A 19,328-nucleotide genomic window follows, 5' to 3' on the forward strand; every position below is an offset into this window, starting at 1 on the left:
TCTAATCATGCTTCTATTAATTCGTAACTACTCTGAAAAATTAAATAATGTGAAGTGTTTTTTTCAATCAAATCAATTCGATTAACATCGTATGATTTTAAATAGTCCACTTAGGCTTCCTTCTTGACTAACGTCTAGCGTAGGAATATTGATGAAAAGTCTACCCTTGGCTCGGCTGATCCCTACATATCTGACACGCTGCTCTTCTACGTTTAGGTTTGGGGAAGTTAGATAGCCAACGTCTTGTGAACCGGTCATCACAACCAGTACGTTCTCAAACTCGTCGCCCTTCGCTTTATGGATTGTCTTACATTCCAGCACTTTATTTTCGGTATCTACGAACACTGCTACTTGCTGATAGCTGTGGTGATCATAAAAATCCCTAGGTCCCCCTCTTGTAAGAGTTGGCATGCTCGGACTTATATTGGCTTTCACGAGTTCATAAAACTTAAAGAGCGGTTCACCCTCAAAGGAGCTCCTTTCAGATAACAGCACGGCCAACTGATGGAACGCAGCTTTTCTTCTTAGTCCACTGTCTGTGATATGCAAAAAACTCTTCTCCATCTCTTTGATCGCCGCCTTGAAGTTTTTCTCAACCCCCAATTCTACGGATTTCATTGTACGAACAATGATCTTCCTACGGTCTGAAGAAGTATCTTTTTCATATAATTTGTCCAAGAGATTGACTGTTGGAATATCAACATTGTAGAGCCTTTTCATAGCGTTCACTGTAACATTGTCTCGTGAAAGCGTGACCAGTAGTTCTGCTCCACAAATCGCCAGTGCCTTTTCAAAAGCCTCGTCCTGCTTTCCGACAAAGATAATCGGCTTTTCACCAGGATCACGCCTCAAGGGATTCTGAGTGATATCGCTCCGAAGATAGTTGAGTACATCGACAATTTTATTTGTACTCCGCCTATTGTCCTTTATGACAAACTCCTGCTGACCCGGAAGCGAAAACCGTTCAAAGTCACTTACAGCAGCGCCCTGAAAACTGTAGATTGCCTGAGCCTTATCACCAATAATTCCAACTATCGTCTCTTTTTGTGCCAAGAGCTTTACGATAGCGGTTTGTACGGGACTGGTATCCTGAAATTCATCTATAAAGAAATAGGGAAATTTAGCCTGGAGTACTACAATGATGAACGGGTATTTTGTGATGAGCTGGTATCCAAAAAACAGCACGTCCTCATGGTGAAGCCATCCTTTCCTCCAGAATATCTTTTTATAGTCCATAAGCCCTGGGAAGAGAATGTCAAGACATTTTATCTTATTTAGCCCGGTACTAGCTTCATAGTCAAATGCCTTAGTATTGTCTACAGCAATTTCCAGATTATCCCCATTAAATTTAAAGTGAATGGAAGCCAGCCAATTCTTTAGGGCGTTAATATTGCCTGGTATCTTGATTAGCTGATTCGGCATCCAAGGGCTCTTTAGCCTTGAGACGTTTTGATGGGCGTCAATCCATTCCTTGACATATTTCCTTGAAACTATATGGTCATCGTGCCCATCCATATATTTCACTTCGAACTCATATTCATCCGCAATGAAATGCATATAAGGCCGGATGATATTGTTGTAAATAAAACTGTGGATGGTTGAAGTTTCCACCCGCTCTGTACCGACATTCAAGCGACTGTTGATCGTATCAACAGCAATATTGGTGTAGGTGATGCAGGCAACCTTTCGATAATTGCTCAATCTTTTCGACTCCGCAAGTACATGTTTAATATGGTTCACTAGCCAATGTGTTTTCCCGGCACCAGGGCCAGCCTTGATCTTGAATGGCAGTTCTATATCGATGCTATCGTTCGAGGTAATCGTATTTACTGGCATATCCAAACAATTGCGTCGTTGATATAACTGGGTACATTAAAGGCCTGCTGAACTGGCGTAGCCGCACCTGCTGGTGCACCTGTTGGAAGACCAAGGTTGATCTCGAGGAGGTTGGCAAGTTCCAATGCATTCTCGCCCTTGCCCACGGATTTTAGGTAACGGGTTGCAATGATTGCCTTATTTTTATCATCGTCTGTCCAATCGGGTGCCGTAAGCGAAATGATAGCATCTTTTAGATCTTCATTTGCTCTACTTTTTCCCAATCGACTAAGCAGGTCCGCAGTCGGCTTTGCCTGTGCATACAAATCCACCAGGTCCTCTAATTCCTTTTTGTTTGCGATTGATTTTGTGATGAGCAGCTTCGAGTCAATATTGACTAAACTTAGCTCATACTCAAAAGTCTTGCCCTTGGGATGGTTTTGACCAAAGAATCGGATGTTAGGGTGCCGGCTATATGCAGCAATCTTGGCGGCCAAATGGTCCCGATAAACGTAGTTTGCGTTATCCTGTTCGTACCGATAGGGATAACAGGACTCATAGTAACTTTCAGCATTTTCCTTTCGCTCAGGATCACGATCCTTAAGACACGCCACTTTTTTGGGTATCGCATAGGAATTGGTGGTATCGAACAGAGTAAGAAAATGATCGAAGAAACGGCCACCTACGGGCACGACGGCCACATGTTGGTCTTCTAAATTCTCACCACAGTATTTGGCCAGGGTGGGGATCAGCAGCTCTTCGGCAAGGCCCTCGACAAAGATGATCTTTTGGGCAAAGAGCATATCTGACCGCGTGGCATCGAGGAAACGCTGGACATACGCCTTGGCATCCTGTCCTTCAGCCGTATTGGGGAACACCTTTCCTGGATAGCCTGCTGAGATAACGCCTTTTTCATTATGCAGGCAGATGATCTCATCAAGGGATACCGCCGAGGTAATCTGCGTCGAGTGGGTAGTCACGAAGATCTGGCGAACCTTACGCTTGTTCTTGTTCTCCTTCAGAAACTTGAGGAACTTATACTGCATGGCCGGATGCAGATGTGCTTCCGGTTCCTCAATGGCCAATACCGGAAAGACCTTCGCATTGCCTCCAAGGTAATTGCCATCTGCATTGACCTGCATCTTAGCAAGGAGCAGGGACATAAAGATAAGGTTATTGTAGCCAAGGCCATTATGGGTGGCGGGTATGGTAATATCGAGTCCGGCGTAGCCGATGATCAGCTTAAGGGCAGAATACATTTCCACATCGGAGATTGCCCCATCGAAATCAGGAAGGGCATTATTAAAGGTAGCACCAGTCTGGGTGGCATAGGAAAGGATATGTTTCTTTCCCGCTTCCATCCTGGTCTGCAGGTCCTGAATAAGTCCTCCTGCCTTAGTTGTAAAACTGGCTTTAAGTGCCTTGATCTCCGCAAGCTTGACATCCTTGTTCTTGACAGCGTCATCAGCCGACTTGATCTCATAATCCATAAAGAAGTCCAGTACGTCCCGTAGCATTGTGTTCTTCCCCGTGAACATGTCCCTTTCCACATCCCGGATCGCGGTCAAGAATTGGAAGTCGAATTTTTGAAGGGCGGAGCTGTCTGCGATCACCCTCAGCGCGGGTTCACCTCCATATATCTTATTCTGGTAGAATCTTAAAAACTCATGCTTGATTACCAGCCACGCATCTTGCTTGGTTGTACATCCCGCGAGCGCGATATGGTAGTCTCCATGTTTTTCAAAGGGCAGTGAAAACCTGTAGGTCAGTTTGGCCTGATAGGGCGCATCAAGCTTAACCAGCCAATCCGCTACGGTGACTAGATCATCGCTGGTCAAATCCTCGCCTTCACTCTGGTCAATAACTAAACTGATAACAACCTCCGGCGCCTTCGCCTGGAGGTCTGCTATGCTAACGGCCTTGGAGAAATCATCAATTTCGAGTTTTTTTGTGAGATTTTGATCAATGATCAAAGCTATCGCCTTTAACAAACTAGTTTTACCTGCGTTATTGTGGCCAATAATAACGTTTACACCATCATTGAATTCGACAGTGTTTTTAGGGAAATTTCGAAATCCCTCAATGATAACTTTTGAAATGTACATAGAGCGTTGGTTTTAGCCGTTGTCGTCTTCAATACTACCTCATTTTTTTTTGCGAACATCATATAGCGAAGAGTCCGTAACGGGTATAATCAAAACTATAAAACAATTGTCTTACTTACAATTATAAAAACATCCTTTGCAAAAATGCCTAAAATACTTGCGTTTAATTTGGACGATCTCGTTTACGATATCTATCAATTGTGTAGTCTAAATACGTTCTGATAAAATAAAAGTTACTGTTTTACAAGCAACTAAGGACTAGCAACGCCAACACATTTTGTATTAAGTAATTTTTTAATACATTTGCATATATAAACGGTACATTGACTGACTGAAGTAAGATTAATAGGAAGCACAAAAGGCTACAGAGTAATTCATTTTAAATGAGACCTATTCGGTTACCCTTTTTTGATTTCGCTTGATAATATACGGATAATCAACGAATTATAAGGAGTAGTGGTAGCCCTGCCACCCCGACTTCAGAGGACAAATCAAATTTACTTTTGGTTTGTCCTTTTTTATTTCCCTCTGATTTCTTGTTAATCAAATAAATATATTGGGCAGGATAGTTTTCATTCTGACGGCTCGATACGCCAGCTAGAAGAACAGATAGAGTCTGTAAAGTAAACTATTTTGATAGGTTTGGTTGGTGATGAAAGATTGGTTTCCTCTTCAGGTTTTGTCGTTTCCGGTACGCCGCATATCCCTGTTTCGGTGCCACATAGCGCCGGATTTTTATTTTCTTTCGTATTCATATTTTAATATTATTCTTGGTTTACCTGTGATGAAGTTTAAATTGCAATAAAAAGACTTAAATCTCTTGTCCAGGCAAAGCAACCTCGTTTTGAAATTTTAGGTAGGAATAGTAGGATAATAGTGTTCACGTGCTAGGTTTATCATTTGAATAAATGGGCAGGTTCCAGTGGTAACGCAGGGCTAATAAACGTAATCCGAAGCATATAATTAAAGCAATAATGGAAGCCCAATCATTTGATATCCACTTTAAATGATTTCCCAAAACTACAATTGAAGCCCCTATAAGCGCTGCTGATGCGTAAATCTCTTTTTCAAATATAATGGGAATTCGATTGAGTAAAATATCGCGCAACACCCCACCTCCAACGGCTGTAGTGATGCCCAGAAGAACAGCGACTTCTGCATTATGACCATAGGCCAAACTTTTTTGAGCACCTGTGACCGCAAATAAAGATAAACCCAAGGCATCAAAAAATAATACTGGATGGTTAAGTCGTTGTACAAAAGGATATAAGCCAATAGTCATTCCTGCAGCCATAATTGCTGCAACTAAGTATCGCCAGTTTGATAATCCAGTAGGGGGAATAGCCCCAATGCAGAGATCACGGATAATCCCACCACCACAAGCTACCATAAATGCAACAGCACAAATTCCAAACAAATCCAGACCCCGCTGCTTTGCTGCTACCGCTCCGCTGATCGCAAATACAAAAGTACCTGCCAGATCAAGAAAATAGTAAAGTGAATGTAGTTTATCCATTTTAAGTAATTCCTTAATCTAACCAGGCTATTGCAGCTGTCATCATAGCCTGCAAACCAGTTTTTAATGTCGGATTTAATACCGGCGCAAATTTAGGAGAGTGATTGCTGGGGATAGAATTTAATAAGTTGTTCTTTTTAGCTTCCAGATACACCTTAGGTTCAGTTCCTCCTACGAACCAAAAAACATAAGGAACTTTCCAATTCCTACCAAAAACACTAAAATCTTCACTGGCAGAAGCTGGTTGTGTTTCATATGACCGATCGCCAAACTGAGTACGAAAAGCCTCTGCTACTTTCGCTGTAGCGATCACGTCATTGTCCGTAATTGGATAACTGTCCAGCATAGTAAATTCAGGATCTCTTGGGGCATTGGAAGCAGCACATTCAGCACAGCAAATACGCTTAACTGCAGAAAGGATATGATCTCTTACGCCGTCATTAAAAGTTCTGATGTTCAATTTCAATGTCGCATCATCCGGAATGATATTCTCCTTGGTGCCGGCCTGCAATGCGCCTATGGTGAGTACAGCATTTTCTATAGGGGCAACTTCACGGGAAATAATAGTTTGTAGTCGCATGGTGGTAGCAGCAGCCATAATCACAGGGTCAATTGAGGTTTGTGGCTGTGAACCATGTGCACCACGCCCAAAAATCTTAACTTTAATGCTGTTCCCCGCCGATAAGATTGCACCACCACGATAGCCAACTGTACCAGACTCACCAACCATGACATGCTGTCCCAGAATAATATCTGGTTTGGGAAAACGATCCATCAGGCCATCATCTATCATACTTTGTGCACCACGGCCAACTTCTTCCCCGGGTTGAAAAACAACCATTAAAGTTCCTTTCCATTGGTCTTTATGCTCCGAAAATAATCTGGAAGCACCCATTAGCCAGGTAACGTGCAGATCATGGCCGCATACATGCGATACACCAACCTCTATTCCTTCTTCATCGCGGGCTATTGTTGTACTTGCGTAGGGCAGGCCGGTCGCCTCTGTAACTGGAAGTGCATCCATATCCGCACGAAGCATCACCGTAGGCCCTTCTCCATTTTTCATCAAACCTACCACACCAGTTACCCCTATACCCGTAGAAACTTCATATTTATATTTAGTCAAATAATCTGCAGCAATTTTAGCCGTATGAAATTCTTGCATTGATAACTCGGGATTGCGATGAATGTCTTTATAAATCTCTTCCAGTTCGAGAAGTAACTGATCAATAAAGCTTTCCATTTTATCATTAAAGGTCTTAATTTGAGTATTTTCCATAATTTCTAAAGTATTATTGAATATAGATTGGATGCCCTGTATTTATTTAATAGCTGGTTTTAAATTACGCTTTGGAACGGTTAATACGATTGCTATAATTGCAACTACAACCATAAAAACATTAAATAATAATGCCATCGCAGCAGCATATCTAACATTTACATTATCAGTCCTTCCCATAGCAATTTCTGCCATCGGTGAAATACCTTTCATATGACTAAGTCCATAAAAAATGGCGGCTGAAATGGCCACGCCAAAAGCAGCTCCCAGAGAGGAGGCCATTTTATATATCCCAGATGCCGTACCTGCTTTATTGTCAGGGATACTACTTAAGGCCGCATCAGTAGAGGGAGTGGCATAAAATCCTAGTCCTATCCCAAAAAGGGTGAAACCAATAAATGCCGTAATGATGTATTCTTTAGCCAAAAGAAAGGTAAAGGTGGTCAGTAAAATGCCTAAGCCAGTGATAAAACAGCCAAGTAACATAGGTTTTCTTGGGCCCAATTTCTGCAATAATTTTTCTCCTATCCTGATAGTACTAAGGATAGCCACTAAGTAACCAACCGTAATTAGCCCCGATTGTAAGGATGATAGACCCGCCTGCTCTTGTACAAGTGATAAGGAGACCAGTAGGGTTCCCGCAGCACCATTGAGTAAAAAGTTAGATAATGTGGCCCCAGAGTACGTTTTGTTATTGAAAAGTGAAAGTTCAACGAAACTGTTTTTACTTCTCGCTTCAATCCTAAAGAAAATAACAGCTGAAATGATAAAAATAATAACCCCAGTTAATATAGGTGAACTTAACCATCCAAGCTCCGAACCTTGTCCGATCACAATGTTTAATGCCACCATGGCTATGATAAAAGTGATGAGCCCGGACCAGTCAAAAGCCTTTTTTTCTGTAGCTGCAACTTTACTTTCCGGCGTACCTCGTAATACCAAATAGCTGATAATAGCAACAACGATAGATAACACAAAAATCCAACGCCAGCCAATTGTGGAAGCGACGAACCCACCAAATAATGAGCATAAACCAGAGCCACCCCATGAGCCGATAGACCAAAAACTTAATGCACGTTGTCGTTCTTTACCATCAAAGTACGCTTTCATCAAGGCCAATGTTGCAGGCATAATACAGGCAGCAGATAATCCTTGGAAAATGCGTCCAACCAATAGAAATGCTGCAGTTCCAGATGGCGATATGACAATTAACAAGGATCCAACAATGTTTAACAATATACCGATATTTGTTATCTTCATTCTGCCTACTCTGTCTGCTAATCCACCGGCGACCACAATAAATATTCCAGAAAATAGTGCGGTAATACTAACGGCAATACTATTTAGGTTATTACTGATTTTTAAATCTGCACTCATTGTTGGTGCAATATTCAGTGTGGTTTGAGCGAAGAGCCAGAAAGTGATTACGGCTAAAACAATTCCTAAAATGAGCCTGTCTGTTCCACGATAATTTGTAATCGCGGCAGATTTTTGTCCGGAATAAGCCATATTGGTATTATTTAGTTCTAGAGGAACTCTATGATAAAACAACAATAAAAATAAACTATAATTCATTAATGAACAATTAAACCATATAATAGTTTTAAAATTTAAACCACAATGAAATGCCTAAGAAACGGTTCGAAAATTGTACAGGCAGGTCAACTTCAGAGGACAAATCAAATTTACTTTTGGTTTGTTTTTTTTATTTTCCTCTAAAATCTTGTTGATCAAGTATATTATGGAATTCTGTATTGTGCCTAGAGATTTGAATAACATAACCATCAAATTAGAAATTATTAAATCTGTTTTGGAAGCATATAATGCCAAATTAGGTTTCAATGAAGAACCCATTAATTGATATCCAAAAACGGCCATTTCTTAACACAGAATTAATGTACTTAAGTTAGCTTTGCTACAAATGAAAGAAATTGCAGATAGTGAACTGCTCGAACTGACTAAGCAATCAAGCTATCCGGCATTTAATGAACTTTACCAGCGCTATTGGAAATATATCTATACCATCGCCTTTAAGAAACTTGGAGATAAGGACGATGCTGCCGATCTGACGCAAAATGTTTTTATGGAGTTTTATCATAAAAGGGAAGGATTGGTCATCAATATCCCAGTCAAAAACTATTTGCGTACGGCAATCCTGTTCAAGCTTTCCAACTACTTTCGTGCCAAGGGCTTTCAAGAAAAACACTACCTGAATTTCAGGCAGTTTTTTCAGCAGTCCCAAAATTCTGATAGCTCATTTGATATACTGACCACAAGGGAAAACGAATTGGAATTTGAAGAAATGGTTGAACTGATCTACAGAACAATAGACGAAATGCCAGAGAAGATGAAGGAAATTTTTCTGATGAGCCGCAGTGAACAACATTCCATTGCAGACATTGCCGAAAAACTGGGATTGTCTCCGCAAACTATCAAAAATCAGATCAGTAAAGCTTTTGTCCGTATCAGGGAGGCTGCTGCAAAAACCAATTTAACTGCTAGTCAGGTAGTGATTTTGATTTGGTTAACACAGCCTTAATAAAAAGTTAACAATTTTTTTGTGGTACTTTTTCAGATCTGTGTTTAATAGTTATGAATGCAGAACAGAAAAAAACTCACAGCCTCGTTTAGACGGCTGTTCCGTAAAAACACAGACTATCGGGAAAAACAACTCTTTGCCCGCTGGTTTATCAGTCTCGATCTTTCTGAGGGACAGATATTTGATGACGAGCAGGAAGAACTGAAAATAAAAAATAAAATTGAACAGAATTTACATGCCTATTTTTTTCAGGTACGACACAAGACACTCTTAAGGAAGTGGTATTCTTGGAGGCCAATGGCAGCGGCGGCCGCTGTACTGGTCATGGTAGTCGGTACGATATGGTTAAGTACACCCAAGAAACATGCAAAGCTCCTTTTTGGAAAAACCATTACCCGGGCTGGTGAGCGAAAGATTATTACGCTTTCCGATGGTTCTGTTGTTACCCTTAACAATGATAGCCAACTTAAATATCCCCAAATATTTAGTGATACACTCCGCGAGGTCTATCTGGAGGGAGAAGCATTTTTTGAGGTCTCCAAAAATAGGCAGAAACCTTTTGTGGTAAAGACTGGAAAACTGAACATCAGGGTATTGGGCACGTCATTTAACGTAAAGCACTATAGTGCCGATAAGGTTATGAATGTGGTAGTGGCTACTGGAAGCGTCGGCGTAAATGTAAGGGGAAGCAAGAGGGGATGGTTATTAAGTTCTGGAAGTCAACTATTGTACGATAAATTGACAGCGGACGCATACCAAAATCTAGTGGATCCGGCTGACTATACCGGATGGAAGAGGAACGAGCTGATCTTTAAGGACGAAAGGCTAGAAGATATCTGTAAGCGCTTGGAAAGATGGTACGACATAAAGATAAACATACATGCCGTGAAACTGAAAAATAGACGCATTAGCCTGAAGCAACACAACGAAAGTCCCGGCACCGTACTCAAGATGTTAGCCATTGTGGGAGACTTCCGGTACAAAATAAATGGCAGAATAGTTGAAATCTGGTAGGCCGCCGATACCAATTCAAGAAATTAAAAAGAAAGGAAAAACTATGGAATAGACAATTTCAGCAAGCTAAAAAGAGCGGAAGAATCTCACCTCTCCCGCCCAAAAGCTTTTATAATCATTAAGCTACTAACAAAATAATCATTTAAAAAAAGCCATGTACAATTCTACAAAAAGAAGTGCAATTAAACTACTATATTTTATGACGAGATTAACTTTTCTGATTGCCATCGTTACCCTGACCTTTTCGGGCGTAATCTTGGCATCGGATGTCAAATCTCAAAGCCTAAAGGACGTTAAGGTAAGCCTTGGCGCCAAGCCCAATACCCTACGAGAACTGTTCCGAGCATTGGAAGAGAAATCTGGGTTCAGTTTTACTTACGCACAGGAGATTGGAGATATGTCGGGGATACATATCGAAGATAGTACCTATACGCTCTACGATATCCTGAAGTCGATTTCAATACAAAAGCACTTACGCTTTATTCAGGAAAACTTCCTGATTGCAGTAATAGCTGTACCGATACCCCAGCAGCCCGGCCGCATTTCAGGAAAAATTATAGATGATCGGGGCGAGATATTACCTGGAGCCTCCATCAAAATAATAGAAACCGGACAGTTTATACAGGCCAGCGTAGATGGGACCTATCAATTTAGCATCAAGCCTGGTACCTACACTTTGGAAGTGAGCTACATTTCCTTCCAAACAAAACGAATCACCGAAGTTATTGTAAAGGAAGGAAAAATGACCCCGCTAGATGTCATCATACAGCCTGCGGCCAATGCCTTGCAACAAGTTATAGTTACTGGAAGTTTTAAAAAGGAGAGTATAGCCGGCCTGTACGCACAACAACAAAACAGAATCGCACTTTCTGATGGGATCAGTGCCGAACAGATTGGTGCCACACCAGATAAACATCTTGGAGAGACATTAAAGCGTATTACCGGGGTAAGTACCACAGATAATCGGAAAGTAGTGGTCAGGGGTATTGCCGAACGGTATAATGTTTCGGTTCTAAATGGAAGTACCTTGCCCAGTACCAATGTTCAGGAGCGTGACTTTGAATTCAACCTTATTCCCACAAGTTTGGTAGAAAATGTAGTGGTAGCCAAATCCATCACTGCCGATATGCCTTATGGCTTCGCTGGTGGTCTGGTTCAGATCACTACCAAATCGGTGCCTAATCAAAATTTTCTATCTATTAGTGCGGGAACATCCTTCAACTCTCAGACTACAGGTAGGGACTTTATGGGTTACGGAAGAGGTAAATATGATTACCTGGGCTTTGATGATGGGGGAAGAGATCATTTTCCGGAGGGCCTGGTTGACCTCGGGGGGTATGACCCAAGGATCTCAGATGCCCAGAACAAATTCAAGGCGGCACAAGTTGCCGAGCAGAATAAAAGAATTGGCGGAACAGAAAGATTAGGTACCAGAATATATCAGGCGATGCCTTCACAGCACTACCAGTTTAGCTTGGGCAGGACCTATGCTTTAGACACCAGCGATAGAAGTAAGATTGGATTCGTAGGATCGGTGAGCTACCGTAATACGCAGTCTAATGACAATATTGCGAGTATGCGCAGGGGGGATTGGAGCAGGCAACCGGTCAAAGCGGACGACCTTACCGACATAAATACGGGGAACATTTACGGTTTTAACACTACATTAGGGGTTTTGCTAAATGGTGGATTTAAATCGGCCAATCACCAGGTAGATACCTATAATCTATACACCCGTATTTTCGACAACAGGTTTTCCAGGATTACGGGTTGGAGCGACGAAAACCCTAAAAATGATCTCGAGCAGAAATTTCCAGGAACATCAGAAGATGATCGTCCTAAATTTACTGACCTCTTGCAGAATAAGTTAAGTGGTGCACATCGGTTCGGTAGTCTTAAACTGGAGTGGAGTATGGCAAGAACTGCACTACAATCTTTCGAAAAAGATGCGGTGGCCGCTGCGCTCAACGCCCGTGAAATCGTCAATAAGGCACCGCTATACTTTTACCAGCCAAACAGCTCATCAGATCCAGGTTTTGGTGTGGTGCATCGAGACCAATACGTCTACAATGAAAAAAACTATGATGCCGTTGTCACGGGATCTTATAACTTTAGGATTGGCACCACTGCTCATACTTTTAAAACAGGGATCAATTACCTGAAAAAAGATGCGACCTACCATTGGGGGATACTGCCCATTAGTGTGGGGACCAATTCGACCATACCGTTTGCCCAAATCCCCATCCAGGAATGGGGCAACTACATGACCATGCAGGGAAAGGATAGTAATATTTTCTATTTTCCTGCCAGCTATTCCCTGAATTCATTTGCGGCAAAAAGTACCAGCAAAGGCGGATTTGTGATGATGGACCACAAGGTGTTTTCAAAGCTTAGGATTGTTTATGGTCTAAGGGCCGATTACTTTAAGTTGGATACCGTGAAGAATTCGGCCAGTCTTCTGACTGATAAAAACAGTAGGCTTACCTTTGAGGAAAAAAAGGATTGGTATTTCCTGCCTTCGGCAAATATTACCTACAGCCCTGTTAAAGAACTCAATTTAAGGGCGTCCTATGCAAAGTCTGCAGTTAGACCAGGGTTAATGGAAAATTCAAGGTTCTCTCGTTTCGATCCTAGTTATGGATCACAGGTAAAGAGTAGCGGCGTTTCTAGTACGATCATTGATAATTATGATGTAAAGGTAGAGCTGTTTCCCGGAGCTGGCGAACTTTTATCGGCAGGTTATTTTTATAAGTATTTCGACAAGCCTGCAGAGTTCTATAGGTTGGATAGGGAAAATAATGGCAGGGGCTACATCAACATCACCAATTCAGATTGGGCAAAGGTAAAGGGATGGGAGTTTGAGTTGCGCAAGAGCCTAGGTTTTGTTTCGGATAAAGTCCCATTTATGGCCAATGTTTTCCTCAGTGGTAATCTTACCCTACAGCAATCGACCGTAAGAGCTAGGGAACTACAGTCAAAGACTTTGCCAGACAAAACAGACTCCCTATATTATACTTATTCCAAATATCCCCGGGCACTTTATGGACAGGTACCATTGCTTTATAACGTTGGCATACAATATGCGGGCAAGAAACTTGGACTAAACTTTACATTCAACCATGCGGGGTATAAAACTTTCATTACCGCAATTGATCCCAATTTTGTTGAATACGAGAGACCAAGGTCACAGTTCGATGCGCAGATCAGTTATAAATTTTTCAAGGGAAAAATGGAAACAAAACTGAACATGAGCAACCTACTAGATGCCCCATTTAGGCACTTTGTAAATGATCATACTACCTATGAGCAGAAGCCAGGTACAGAAGGGGGCTTAGATCTGGAATGGCATGACAAATATGCCTATAAATATGGTTTCTCAGAGAAATTTGAGGAAGGTTATATAGATACTAAAACCAATAGACGGGTTGGAGACAGGCAAACTTCTACCCGCTATGTAGGCCGCACCTTCAGTTTATCCTTTACCTACAACTTTTAATCTAATCATCATGAAAATAAATCACAAACATTATATCATCACCATGATTGCAGTACTGTTTTTAGGCAGCTGTAAAAAGGAAGGTGAATTTTTGACCAGGCCCATCAAAGCAATCAGACCCTTTAATATGACCGGTTATGCAATCGGAGATGCCCTAGAGCTATATTTTGATGATGTCAAGATCCGCGACTATTATGGCAAGATATCACTTGGGACAGTAAGTCCGCAACTGGCTTTTGAGAACGATGTAACAATTATGCAGTTGAGGAAAAAGAGCACAGGTGAAGTCGTTTACGAACAAAAATTCAACATCGCTGATGCAAAAAATGAAGTGCCCAAATTTTATTTCAATGGTACCAGTATTGCAAAAAGCTACACATATCCAAAACCCCAGGGAAAGGATTACCTTGTGAACTTCTACTTTGATGGGCCAAAAGATTTGGGGCCGGTTGATGTACAGATGGAAGTGCTGGAGTATTATTATGATAACAATAATAATCTGGTAGTGGTAAACATTACAGGTTTCCCCATTGCAACTGAAATAGCTATTGGCAAATGGAGTGAATATTTTAAAATCCAGCCGCCACCTGTCATGTTACCAACACAGCCTGGTACTGATTTTTATCCGCTGATTACCCTTAAAAGCTCCAAGACAAAAAAATACCTGCTCAGTGGTGATGTCGTTGAAAATGCGCTACAGATTGAACTGCCAGACCAATGGACTTCATCGGGTAAAACGCAGAGTATCCATATTCAGACCAAAATTGCGGATAACAAAGCCTTGTATTTTGAGCTTAACGATTTGGTACAGGTGTTCCCATAAATGACCCGTGAAGGTTAACTAAGCCTCGGATGTATACGTTCGAGGCTTCACTAATCTTATAAGAACCATCACGCCCATAATTTTGTGGACTTAATTAATATGTTTTGATGCTTTAAAATGGCTTTTGCCCTATTATTTATAGTAGCTATGCCTTAATGATGCTATATTTTTTGAAATATGAAAGCCATAAGTAACAAGGAACATCAATTGCTATTGAGCACCATCAAACGAATGGAGAAGATGGACAATTGCAAAGAACTCTTTCCTGTATTGGATAGGGAGTACCAAAGCTTGGTTACCCATTTCCAACAGTACAGGTTATTGTTGACTGATTTATCCGTTTGTATTACGGAATATGAAAGGATACGCCATCGCCTTAAAGTAGAGGTATTGGGACCAGCGATGAGAAAGGCCAGAAAGCGTAATATTGTTTCTGGGAGATGATGTATTCCTATTTTTATTGGCCTTATTCAATTCTCCGAGTGGAAAAAGAGATGATGACAGAATACTTGTTTTCCTTTTTAATCTTTCTTTACGCTTTCACTCCTGCCGCTTGAAGCATCAGATGATGGAGTTCCGTATTGCGTACGAAGGGGTTCATTAGGCTGCTTCCGGGACCAAAGGCGGCAAGTTCAACATAATCAGATGAATGTTCCATGGATGCCCAGTAGATAGCGGTATAATCTGCCTGAATCTTTCCCAGCAGTTCAAAAGGTAATTTCCGTACATTGTACAGCCCTGCGCCATCTAATTTTTGGTAGTGTGCCAGTAGTTCCTTGGCCTGTGCATTTGAAATGGTGTAGCCCTGTGCATGATTGATCAACTCTATTAGGTTTGTGGTAGTAAAGTTGGGCCTGATCTGATTGAGTACCCAATCGTTGCTATGACTGAACTTCTTTAACAGGTCAAATTTTTGGTCAATGTTGTCCTCGCCGAAAATTGCCGGGTTGCCGTTGCCATGATCGGTAGTGATGATGACCAATGTGTTTTTGTCTTTTTCGGCAAAGGCTACTGCTTTTTCAACCGCCAGGTCAAATTCGAGCTGGTCGAACAGCAGTCCTGCCGAATCATTGGAATGTGCGGCCCAGTCCACTTTTCCGCCCTCTACCTGAAGTACAAATCCAGATGGGTGGTCTTTCATCAGTTCAATGGCCTTTATCGTCATCTCGGCCAGGGTAGGGGTCTGTTCCTGGAGTTGTCGGTCATGCGCATAATCTACGGTATAGGGAAGGGCATCATCTCCAAAAACACCAAGTACTGGCTTTTTGTTATTCATTGCCAACAGCTGCGATTTTGTTTTTGCCAGTTGGTAAGCTTCCTTTTCAAACTGCGAATAGACATCTTTGCCATCACTTCTCTTTATTGGATTGAAATATTTATCCCCTCCTCCCAGCATCACATCGAACTTAAGGGTGAGATATTGTAGTGCAATTTCCTCTTGGTTACTTCTAGAAGCGTTACAGACACAAAAACCAGCGGGTGTAGCATGGGTAATCGGTACGGTAGTGACGCAGCCCACCTTTTTTCCTGCGGTCTTGAATTTTTGTAAGATTGGTGTATTGAATGAGCCGTCGGCATTGACGTTGAGTTTTCCATTATTGACTCTTACACCGCCTCCCCAGGCAGAACTTGATGCGGCCGAATCCGTGACCATGCTATTGGCAGAGGCGGTATCCATGAATGCCCTAGTTACTGCCCCTTTGCGATAGAGGGAGATCCATTTGCTTTCTCGGCCGTTCATGCGTTCGGAGAGTAGGTTGGCCATTGTGAGTGTGCTGCTGCTCATCCCATCGCTTACCAGAAAGATAATGTTCTTGGCCGTCCCGGAAAACTTCTCGTTACCAGGTGTAAATAATTGTCCAAATGCTTCTGTGGCACTCAAGAGCGAAATGCCTAGGGCTGAAAGTGTACCGGTCTTAAGAAAGTCTCTTCTGATCATAGCCATAAAATTAGTAGTCAGAGATTAATTATGTATTAACTTCTAGCACACGTAGCATTAAATTTGATGGCTGTTTCTGATTCTTTTACTTTATTTTTAAATAATCAAAACATGAGAGATGGTTCTAATTACGCTAATATAATTTAACTATTTCATATTCAGTTAAAAGTTATATTACTACTGTCGTTCTGGAAGTATCAAAGCAGCTAATAACCTTAAATCATGAAGAAAAAGGTTCGGAAATTGTTCGGTTATGCCTACAAACGAAAACCCTGTAGCGTTGCTACAGGGTTTTTTGTTTCTTGTAGCTTTTTATAGCGAAGCAGGAATCAAAAAATGGTACGCTTCAAATGGGCTAGCCCTTTATTTTACTTCAAATTCGTAGAGGCCAGCAGATTTGTCCTTATCCAGCTGGAACTTTAATCTAATTTGCCTGGTTGTAACTGGCTCGAACTGAACCTTGTTTGCTACGTTTCGCTCTATCGAATATTGGCTTATGTTTTTCACAGCTTTCCATTCTCCATTTGTATCCAGAAATTCTACTTCCCACCACAAAGGAAGTCGGCTTTCGCCCCAAGGACGATCGTCCCACCAGTAGACGGCAGCCTGTGATACAGTTTCAGGCTGATCAAACCAATAGGAAACCCATTCTTCCGTTCCTTTGTTTGGCCATAGCGAATAGTATGGACAATCGGGGTCAAAGGAATTACTTGGCCAGTAACCATCATTAATTTTCGAAAGTGCCCCACCTTTTGTCGAGGCATTTACCTTTGCCTTGGAGGATATAGTTACTGGTGGTATTGGTTTGCTAAAATCTGCATTGCGAGGAATCCATACGGCCATTTCTCCAGCGCCTCTGTTAGCCCAGGCATAATAGGGAATGGCTTCCAGCTTCTTGTCTGATTCGATAATCTTGCCATCGGAATCACGAGTTACACTTTTGCCCATCATTGTTAATCCGATTATACCGTTAGCTTTTTCCGGTAGATGGTTTGCTGTAATTTTTTCATGATCGTGGAGCACTACATTAGATACTTTATTGTCATTATCTGGCCATTCGAGGCAATATACAATTGGACCACGTTCCAGCGAGACCTTGCCTTTGTCTGTAGGCACTTGCTCATTTGCCAATGTACGATGGATTTCCATTGGTAGCTCAAGTCCAATCCTGTCTCCCTTGTTCCATTTTCTAGATAATTTGATGTATCCGTTTTTGTCAATGCTATAGTTCAGTAGTTTTCCATTGAGCTTCAGCACCACTTTTTTTACTGTTGGCTGCATATAGGAATAGAGATCACTGGGAACAGGGCGGTTCAATGCCCATCCTGGAACCCTGACTAAGACATCGAATATATTTGATGTCTCTGGATCAATATTGATGGTGATATTGCCTTCCCATGGATAATTGGATGTTTGGGAAACATGGACTTTATTTTGGGCTAATTGGATATTGGTCTGGCTTTGAATAAATAGATTTATATAAAGCTGCTTGTCTTTATGAGCATATACATAGCCAGGAATAGAAGGCATGAAGCGGCATATATTGCTGGGACAACATGCACAGCCGAACCATTCGCTACGGGAATGTTGTCCTTCGGATTCAAGTGGATTGGGGTAGAAGAAGCGGTCTCCCGATAGGCTAACCCCAGAAATCAGTCCATTGTACAGGGTTCTTTCGATCAAATCATAATATTTGGAATTGCCATGCATCAGAAATTGACGATGGTTCCAATAAACATTTCCAATGGCAGCACAGGTTTCGCAATAGGCAGACATATTTGGCAGTTCATAATTGTGCCCGAATGCCTCACCATGTCCTTTCGCACCTATTCCCCCGGTAATGTAATATTTTTTGCTGGCCATATTATCCCAAATCTTGTCAATGGCATTAAGGTATCCTTTATTGCCGGTCATTGCCGCTACATCGACCATGCCCGCATACATGTACATTGCACGGACTGCATGGCCCACTGCCTCATCTTGCTCGATAACAGGTTTGTGGCTCTGGGCATAATCTCCCCGTACACCCTTACCCTTTAGGTCAAGAAAATATTGGGCAAGTTCTAGGTATTGTTTTTTCCCGGTTACATGGTACATCTTTACCAATGCCATTTCTACAATTTGATGTCCAGGCTCATACTTCAGGCCGCCAACCAAAAAGTCTTTGACCAACAGGTCCGCATTCTTGATGGCTATATTCAAAAGTGTTCTTTTTCCCGTTGCCTGGTAATGGGCTACAGCAGCCTCGTACAAATGGCCTGCATTATATAGTTCATGACTTAGGTCGGGCTCTTTTTCCCATCGTTTTACACCAACCCATTTATGCATTTTTCCAGGTGCTGAAGCAGTCCTGGCAGTATATAGATAGCCATCTGGTTCTTGGGCTTTCTCGATATAATAGATCAGGGAGTCCATCTGTTTTACTAGCGTAGGATTTGGATAGGTTTGTACAGAATAGGCTATGCCTTCAATAATCTTATAGATGTCGGTATCATCGAAGGTAAATGATGTGCTGAAATAACCGGGCATTAATCCACCAGCTTTCTTGAAGTTATCAACACGTCCTGTACTATAACAATGCTTCAGTGCAATTGGAATAGTTACCTGCTCATTAATTTTTATGCGTGGCGCCCAAAAATTATCGTTTAATTTCACGTCCACAAAAGATACGGGCTCGATAGGATAATTCTTCTTTACCGTCGGCTTTTTTTGGGCAAATGCCGAAATACACATCAGAAAAAAGAAGTATTGTAGTTTAAAGTATTTCATATCTACATTTTATTTTTAATTCAATCTGTAATA

General features: G+C 41.6%; 13 protein-coding genes. 5 read left to right on the plus strand and 8 right to left on the minus strand.

Annotated features, from left to right (window positions below; translation table 11 throughout):
* Nucleotides 1-81 precede the first annotated feature (81 nt).
* The 6 genes from JHD79_RS03655 to JHD79_RS03680 all read right to left on the minus strand — a co-directional run bounded on the left by JHD79_RS03655 (nucleotide 82) and on the right by JHD79_RS03680 (nucleotide 8,290).
* Nucleotides 82-1,836, minus strand: coding sequence for a UvrD-helicase domain-containing protein (locus JHD79_RS03655; protein WP_199117843.1), 1,755 nt, complete (start codon nucleotides 1,834-1,836; stop codon nucleotides 82-84).
* On the minus strand, nucleotides 1,827-3,920 hold the full coding sequence (locus JHD79_RS03660; RefSeq protein WP_199117844.1) for an ATP-dependent endonuclease: 2,094 nt from the start codon (nucleotides 3,918-3,920) through the stop codon (nucleotides 1,827-1,829). The genes JHD79_RS03655 and JHD79_RS03660 overlap by 10 nt, the downstream gene beginning before the upstream one ends.
* Before the next feature lie 572 nt (nucleotides 3,921-4,492).
* Nucleotides 4,493-4,675 (minus strand): hypothetical protein, encoded by a 183-nt coding sequence (locus JHD79_RS03665; protein ID WP_199117845.1) that lies wholly within the window; start codon nucleotides 4,673-4,675, stop codon nucleotides 4,493-4,495.
* A gap of 125 nt (nucleotides 4,676-4,800) precedes the next feature.
* The gene (locus tag JHD79_RS03670; RefSeq protein ID WP_199117846.1) at nucleotides 4,801-5,436 is read right to left on the minus strand and encodes a trimeric intracellular cation channel family protein; all 636 of its coding nucleotides are present in this window, start codon (nucleotides 5,434-5,436) and stop codon (nucleotides 4,801-4,803) included.
* Between the two features lie 13 nt (nucleotides 5,437-5,449).
* Nucleotides 5,450-6,715 carry a M20 family metallopeptidase gene (locus JHD79_RS03675; protein ID WP_199117847.1) on the minus strand — a complete coding sequence of 422 codons (1,266 nt, stop codon included), beginning with the start codon at nucleotides 6,713-6,715 and terminating at the stop codon, nucleotides 5,450-5,452.
* A gap of 42 nt (nucleotides 6,716-6,757) precedes the next feature.
* On the minus strand, nucleotides 6,758-8,290 hold the full coding sequence (locus JHD79_RS03680) for an MFS transporter (RefSeq protein ID WP_233164546.1): 1,533 nt from the start codon (nucleotides 8,288-8,290) through the stop codon (nucleotides 6,758-6,760).
* A gap of 346 nt (nucleotides 8,291-8,636) precedes the next feature.
* Here JHD79_RS03680 and JHD79_RS03685 point away from each other — a divergent pair, with 346 nt between their 5' ends.
* From JHD79_RS03685 to JHD79_RS03705, 5 genes are all read left to right on the plus strand, one after another.
* Entirely contained in the window at nucleotides 8,637-9,254 is a 618-nt protein-coding gene (locus JHD79_RS03685; RefSeq protein WP_199117848.1) for a sigma-70 family RNA polymerase sigma factor, read from the plus strand.
* A gap of 57 nt (nucleotides 9,255-9,311) precedes the next feature.
* Complete coding sequence (locus JHD79_RS03690) at nucleotides 9,312-10,268, plus strand: FecR family protein (protein WP_199117849.1); 957 nt, start codon at nucleotides 9,312-9,314, stop codon at nucleotides 10,266-10,268.
* 199 nt (nucleotides 10,269-10,467) lie between these two features.
* Nucleotides 10,468-13,764, plus strand: coding sequence for a TonB-dependent receptor (locus JHD79_RS03695; RefSeq protein WP_199117850.1), 3,297 nt, complete (start codon nucleotides 10,468-10,470; stop codon nucleotides 13,762-13,764).
* 10 nt (nucleotides 13,765-13,774) lie between these two features.
* A complete protein-coding gene (locus JHD79_RS03700; protein ID WP_199117851.1) occupies nucleotides 13,775-14,587 on the plus strand; it encodes a hypothetical protein in 813 nt (270 codons plus the stop codon).
* Nucleotides 14,588-14,764: 177 nt separating this feature from the next.
* On the plus strand, nucleotides 14,765-15,031 hold the full coding sequence (locus JHD79_RS03705) for a hypothetical protein (protein WP_199117852.1): 267 nt from the start codon (nucleotides 14,765-14,767) through the stop codon (nucleotides 15,029-15,031).
* Nucleotides 15,032-15,119: 88 nt separating this feature from the next.
* Here the strand turns inward: JHD79_RS03705 and JHD79_RS03710 are convergent, their stop codons facing one another.
* Both JHD79_RS03710 and JHD79_RS03715 read right to left on the minus strand, forming a co-directional pair.
* A complete protein-coding gene (locus JHD79_RS03710; protein ID WP_199117853.1) occupies nucleotides 15,120-16,526 on the minus strand; it encodes an alkaline phosphatase in 1,407 nt (468 codons plus the stop codon).
* Between the two features lie 363 nt (nucleotides 16,527-16,889).
* Nucleotides 16,890-19,295 carry a glycoside hydrolase family 127 protein gene (locus JHD79_RS03715; RefSeq protein ID WP_199117854.1) on the minus strand — a complete coding sequence of 802 codons (2,406 nt, stop codon included), beginning with the start codon at nucleotides 19,293-19,295 and terminating at the stop codon, nucleotides 16,890-16,892.
* Between the last annotated feature and the right edge of the window lie 33 nt (nucleotides 19,296-19,328).

This window comes from Pedobacter sp. ASV28 (genome assembly GCF_016428855.1).
Taxonomy (GTDB): Bacteria; Bacteroidota; Bacteroidia; order Sphingobacteriales; family Sphingobacteriaceae; genus Pedobacter.

Bases quoted from the DNA above. Each gene is read 5' to 3' on its own strand.
- JHD79_RS03705 (WP_199117852.1), top strand. From the start codon at position 14,765: ATGAAAGCCATAAGTAACAAGGAACATCAATTGCTATTGAGCACCATC.
- JHD79_RS03675 (WP_199117847.1), bottom strand. From the start codon at position 6,715: ATGGAAAATACTCAAATTAAGACCTTTAATGATAAAATGGAAAGCTTT.
- JHD79_RS03715 (WP_199117854.1), bottom strand. From the start codon at position 19,295: ATGAAATACTTTAAACTACAATACTTCTTTTTTCTGATGTGTATTTCG.
- JHD79_RS03680 (WP_233164546.1), bottom strand. From the start codon at position 8,290: ATGAATTATAGTTTATTTTTATTGTTGTTTTATCATAGAGTTCCTCTA.
- JHD79_RS03685 (WP_199117848.1), top strand. From the start codon at position 8,637: ATGAAAGAAATTGCAGATAGTGAACTGCTCGAACTGACTAAGCAATCA.
- JHD79_RS03655 (WP_199117843.1), bottom strand. From the start codon at position 1,836: ATGCCAGTAAATACGATTACCTCGAACGATAGCATCGATATAGAACTG.
- JHD79_RS03665 (WP_199117845.1), bottom strand. From the start codon at position 4,675: ATGAATACGAAAGAAAATAAAAATCCGGCGCTATGTGGCACCGAAACA.
- JHD79_RS03700 (WP_199117851.1), top strand. From the start codon at position 13,775: ATGAAAATAAATCACAAACATTATATCATCACCATGATTGCAGTACTG.
- JHD79_RS03695 (WP_199117850.1), top strand. From the start codon at position 10,468: ATGACGAGATTAACTTTTCTGATTGCCATCGTTACCCTGACCTTTTCG.
- JHD79_RS03660 (WP_199117844.1), bottom strand. From the start codon at position 3,920: ATGTACATTTCAAAAGTTATCATTGAGGGATTTCGAAATTTCCCTAAA.
- JHD79_RS03690 (WP_199117849.1), top strand. From the start codon at position 9,312: ATGCAGAACAGAAAAAAACTCACAGCCTCGTTTAGACGGCTGTTCCGT.
- JHD79_RS03670 (WP_199117846.1), bottom strand. From the start codon at position 5,436: ATGGATAAACTACATTCACTTTACTATTTTCTTGATCTGGCAGGTACT.
- JHD79_RS03710 (WP_199117853.1), bottom strand. From the start codon at position 16,526: ATGATCAGAAGAGACTTTCTTAAGACCGGTACACTTTCAGCCCTAGGC.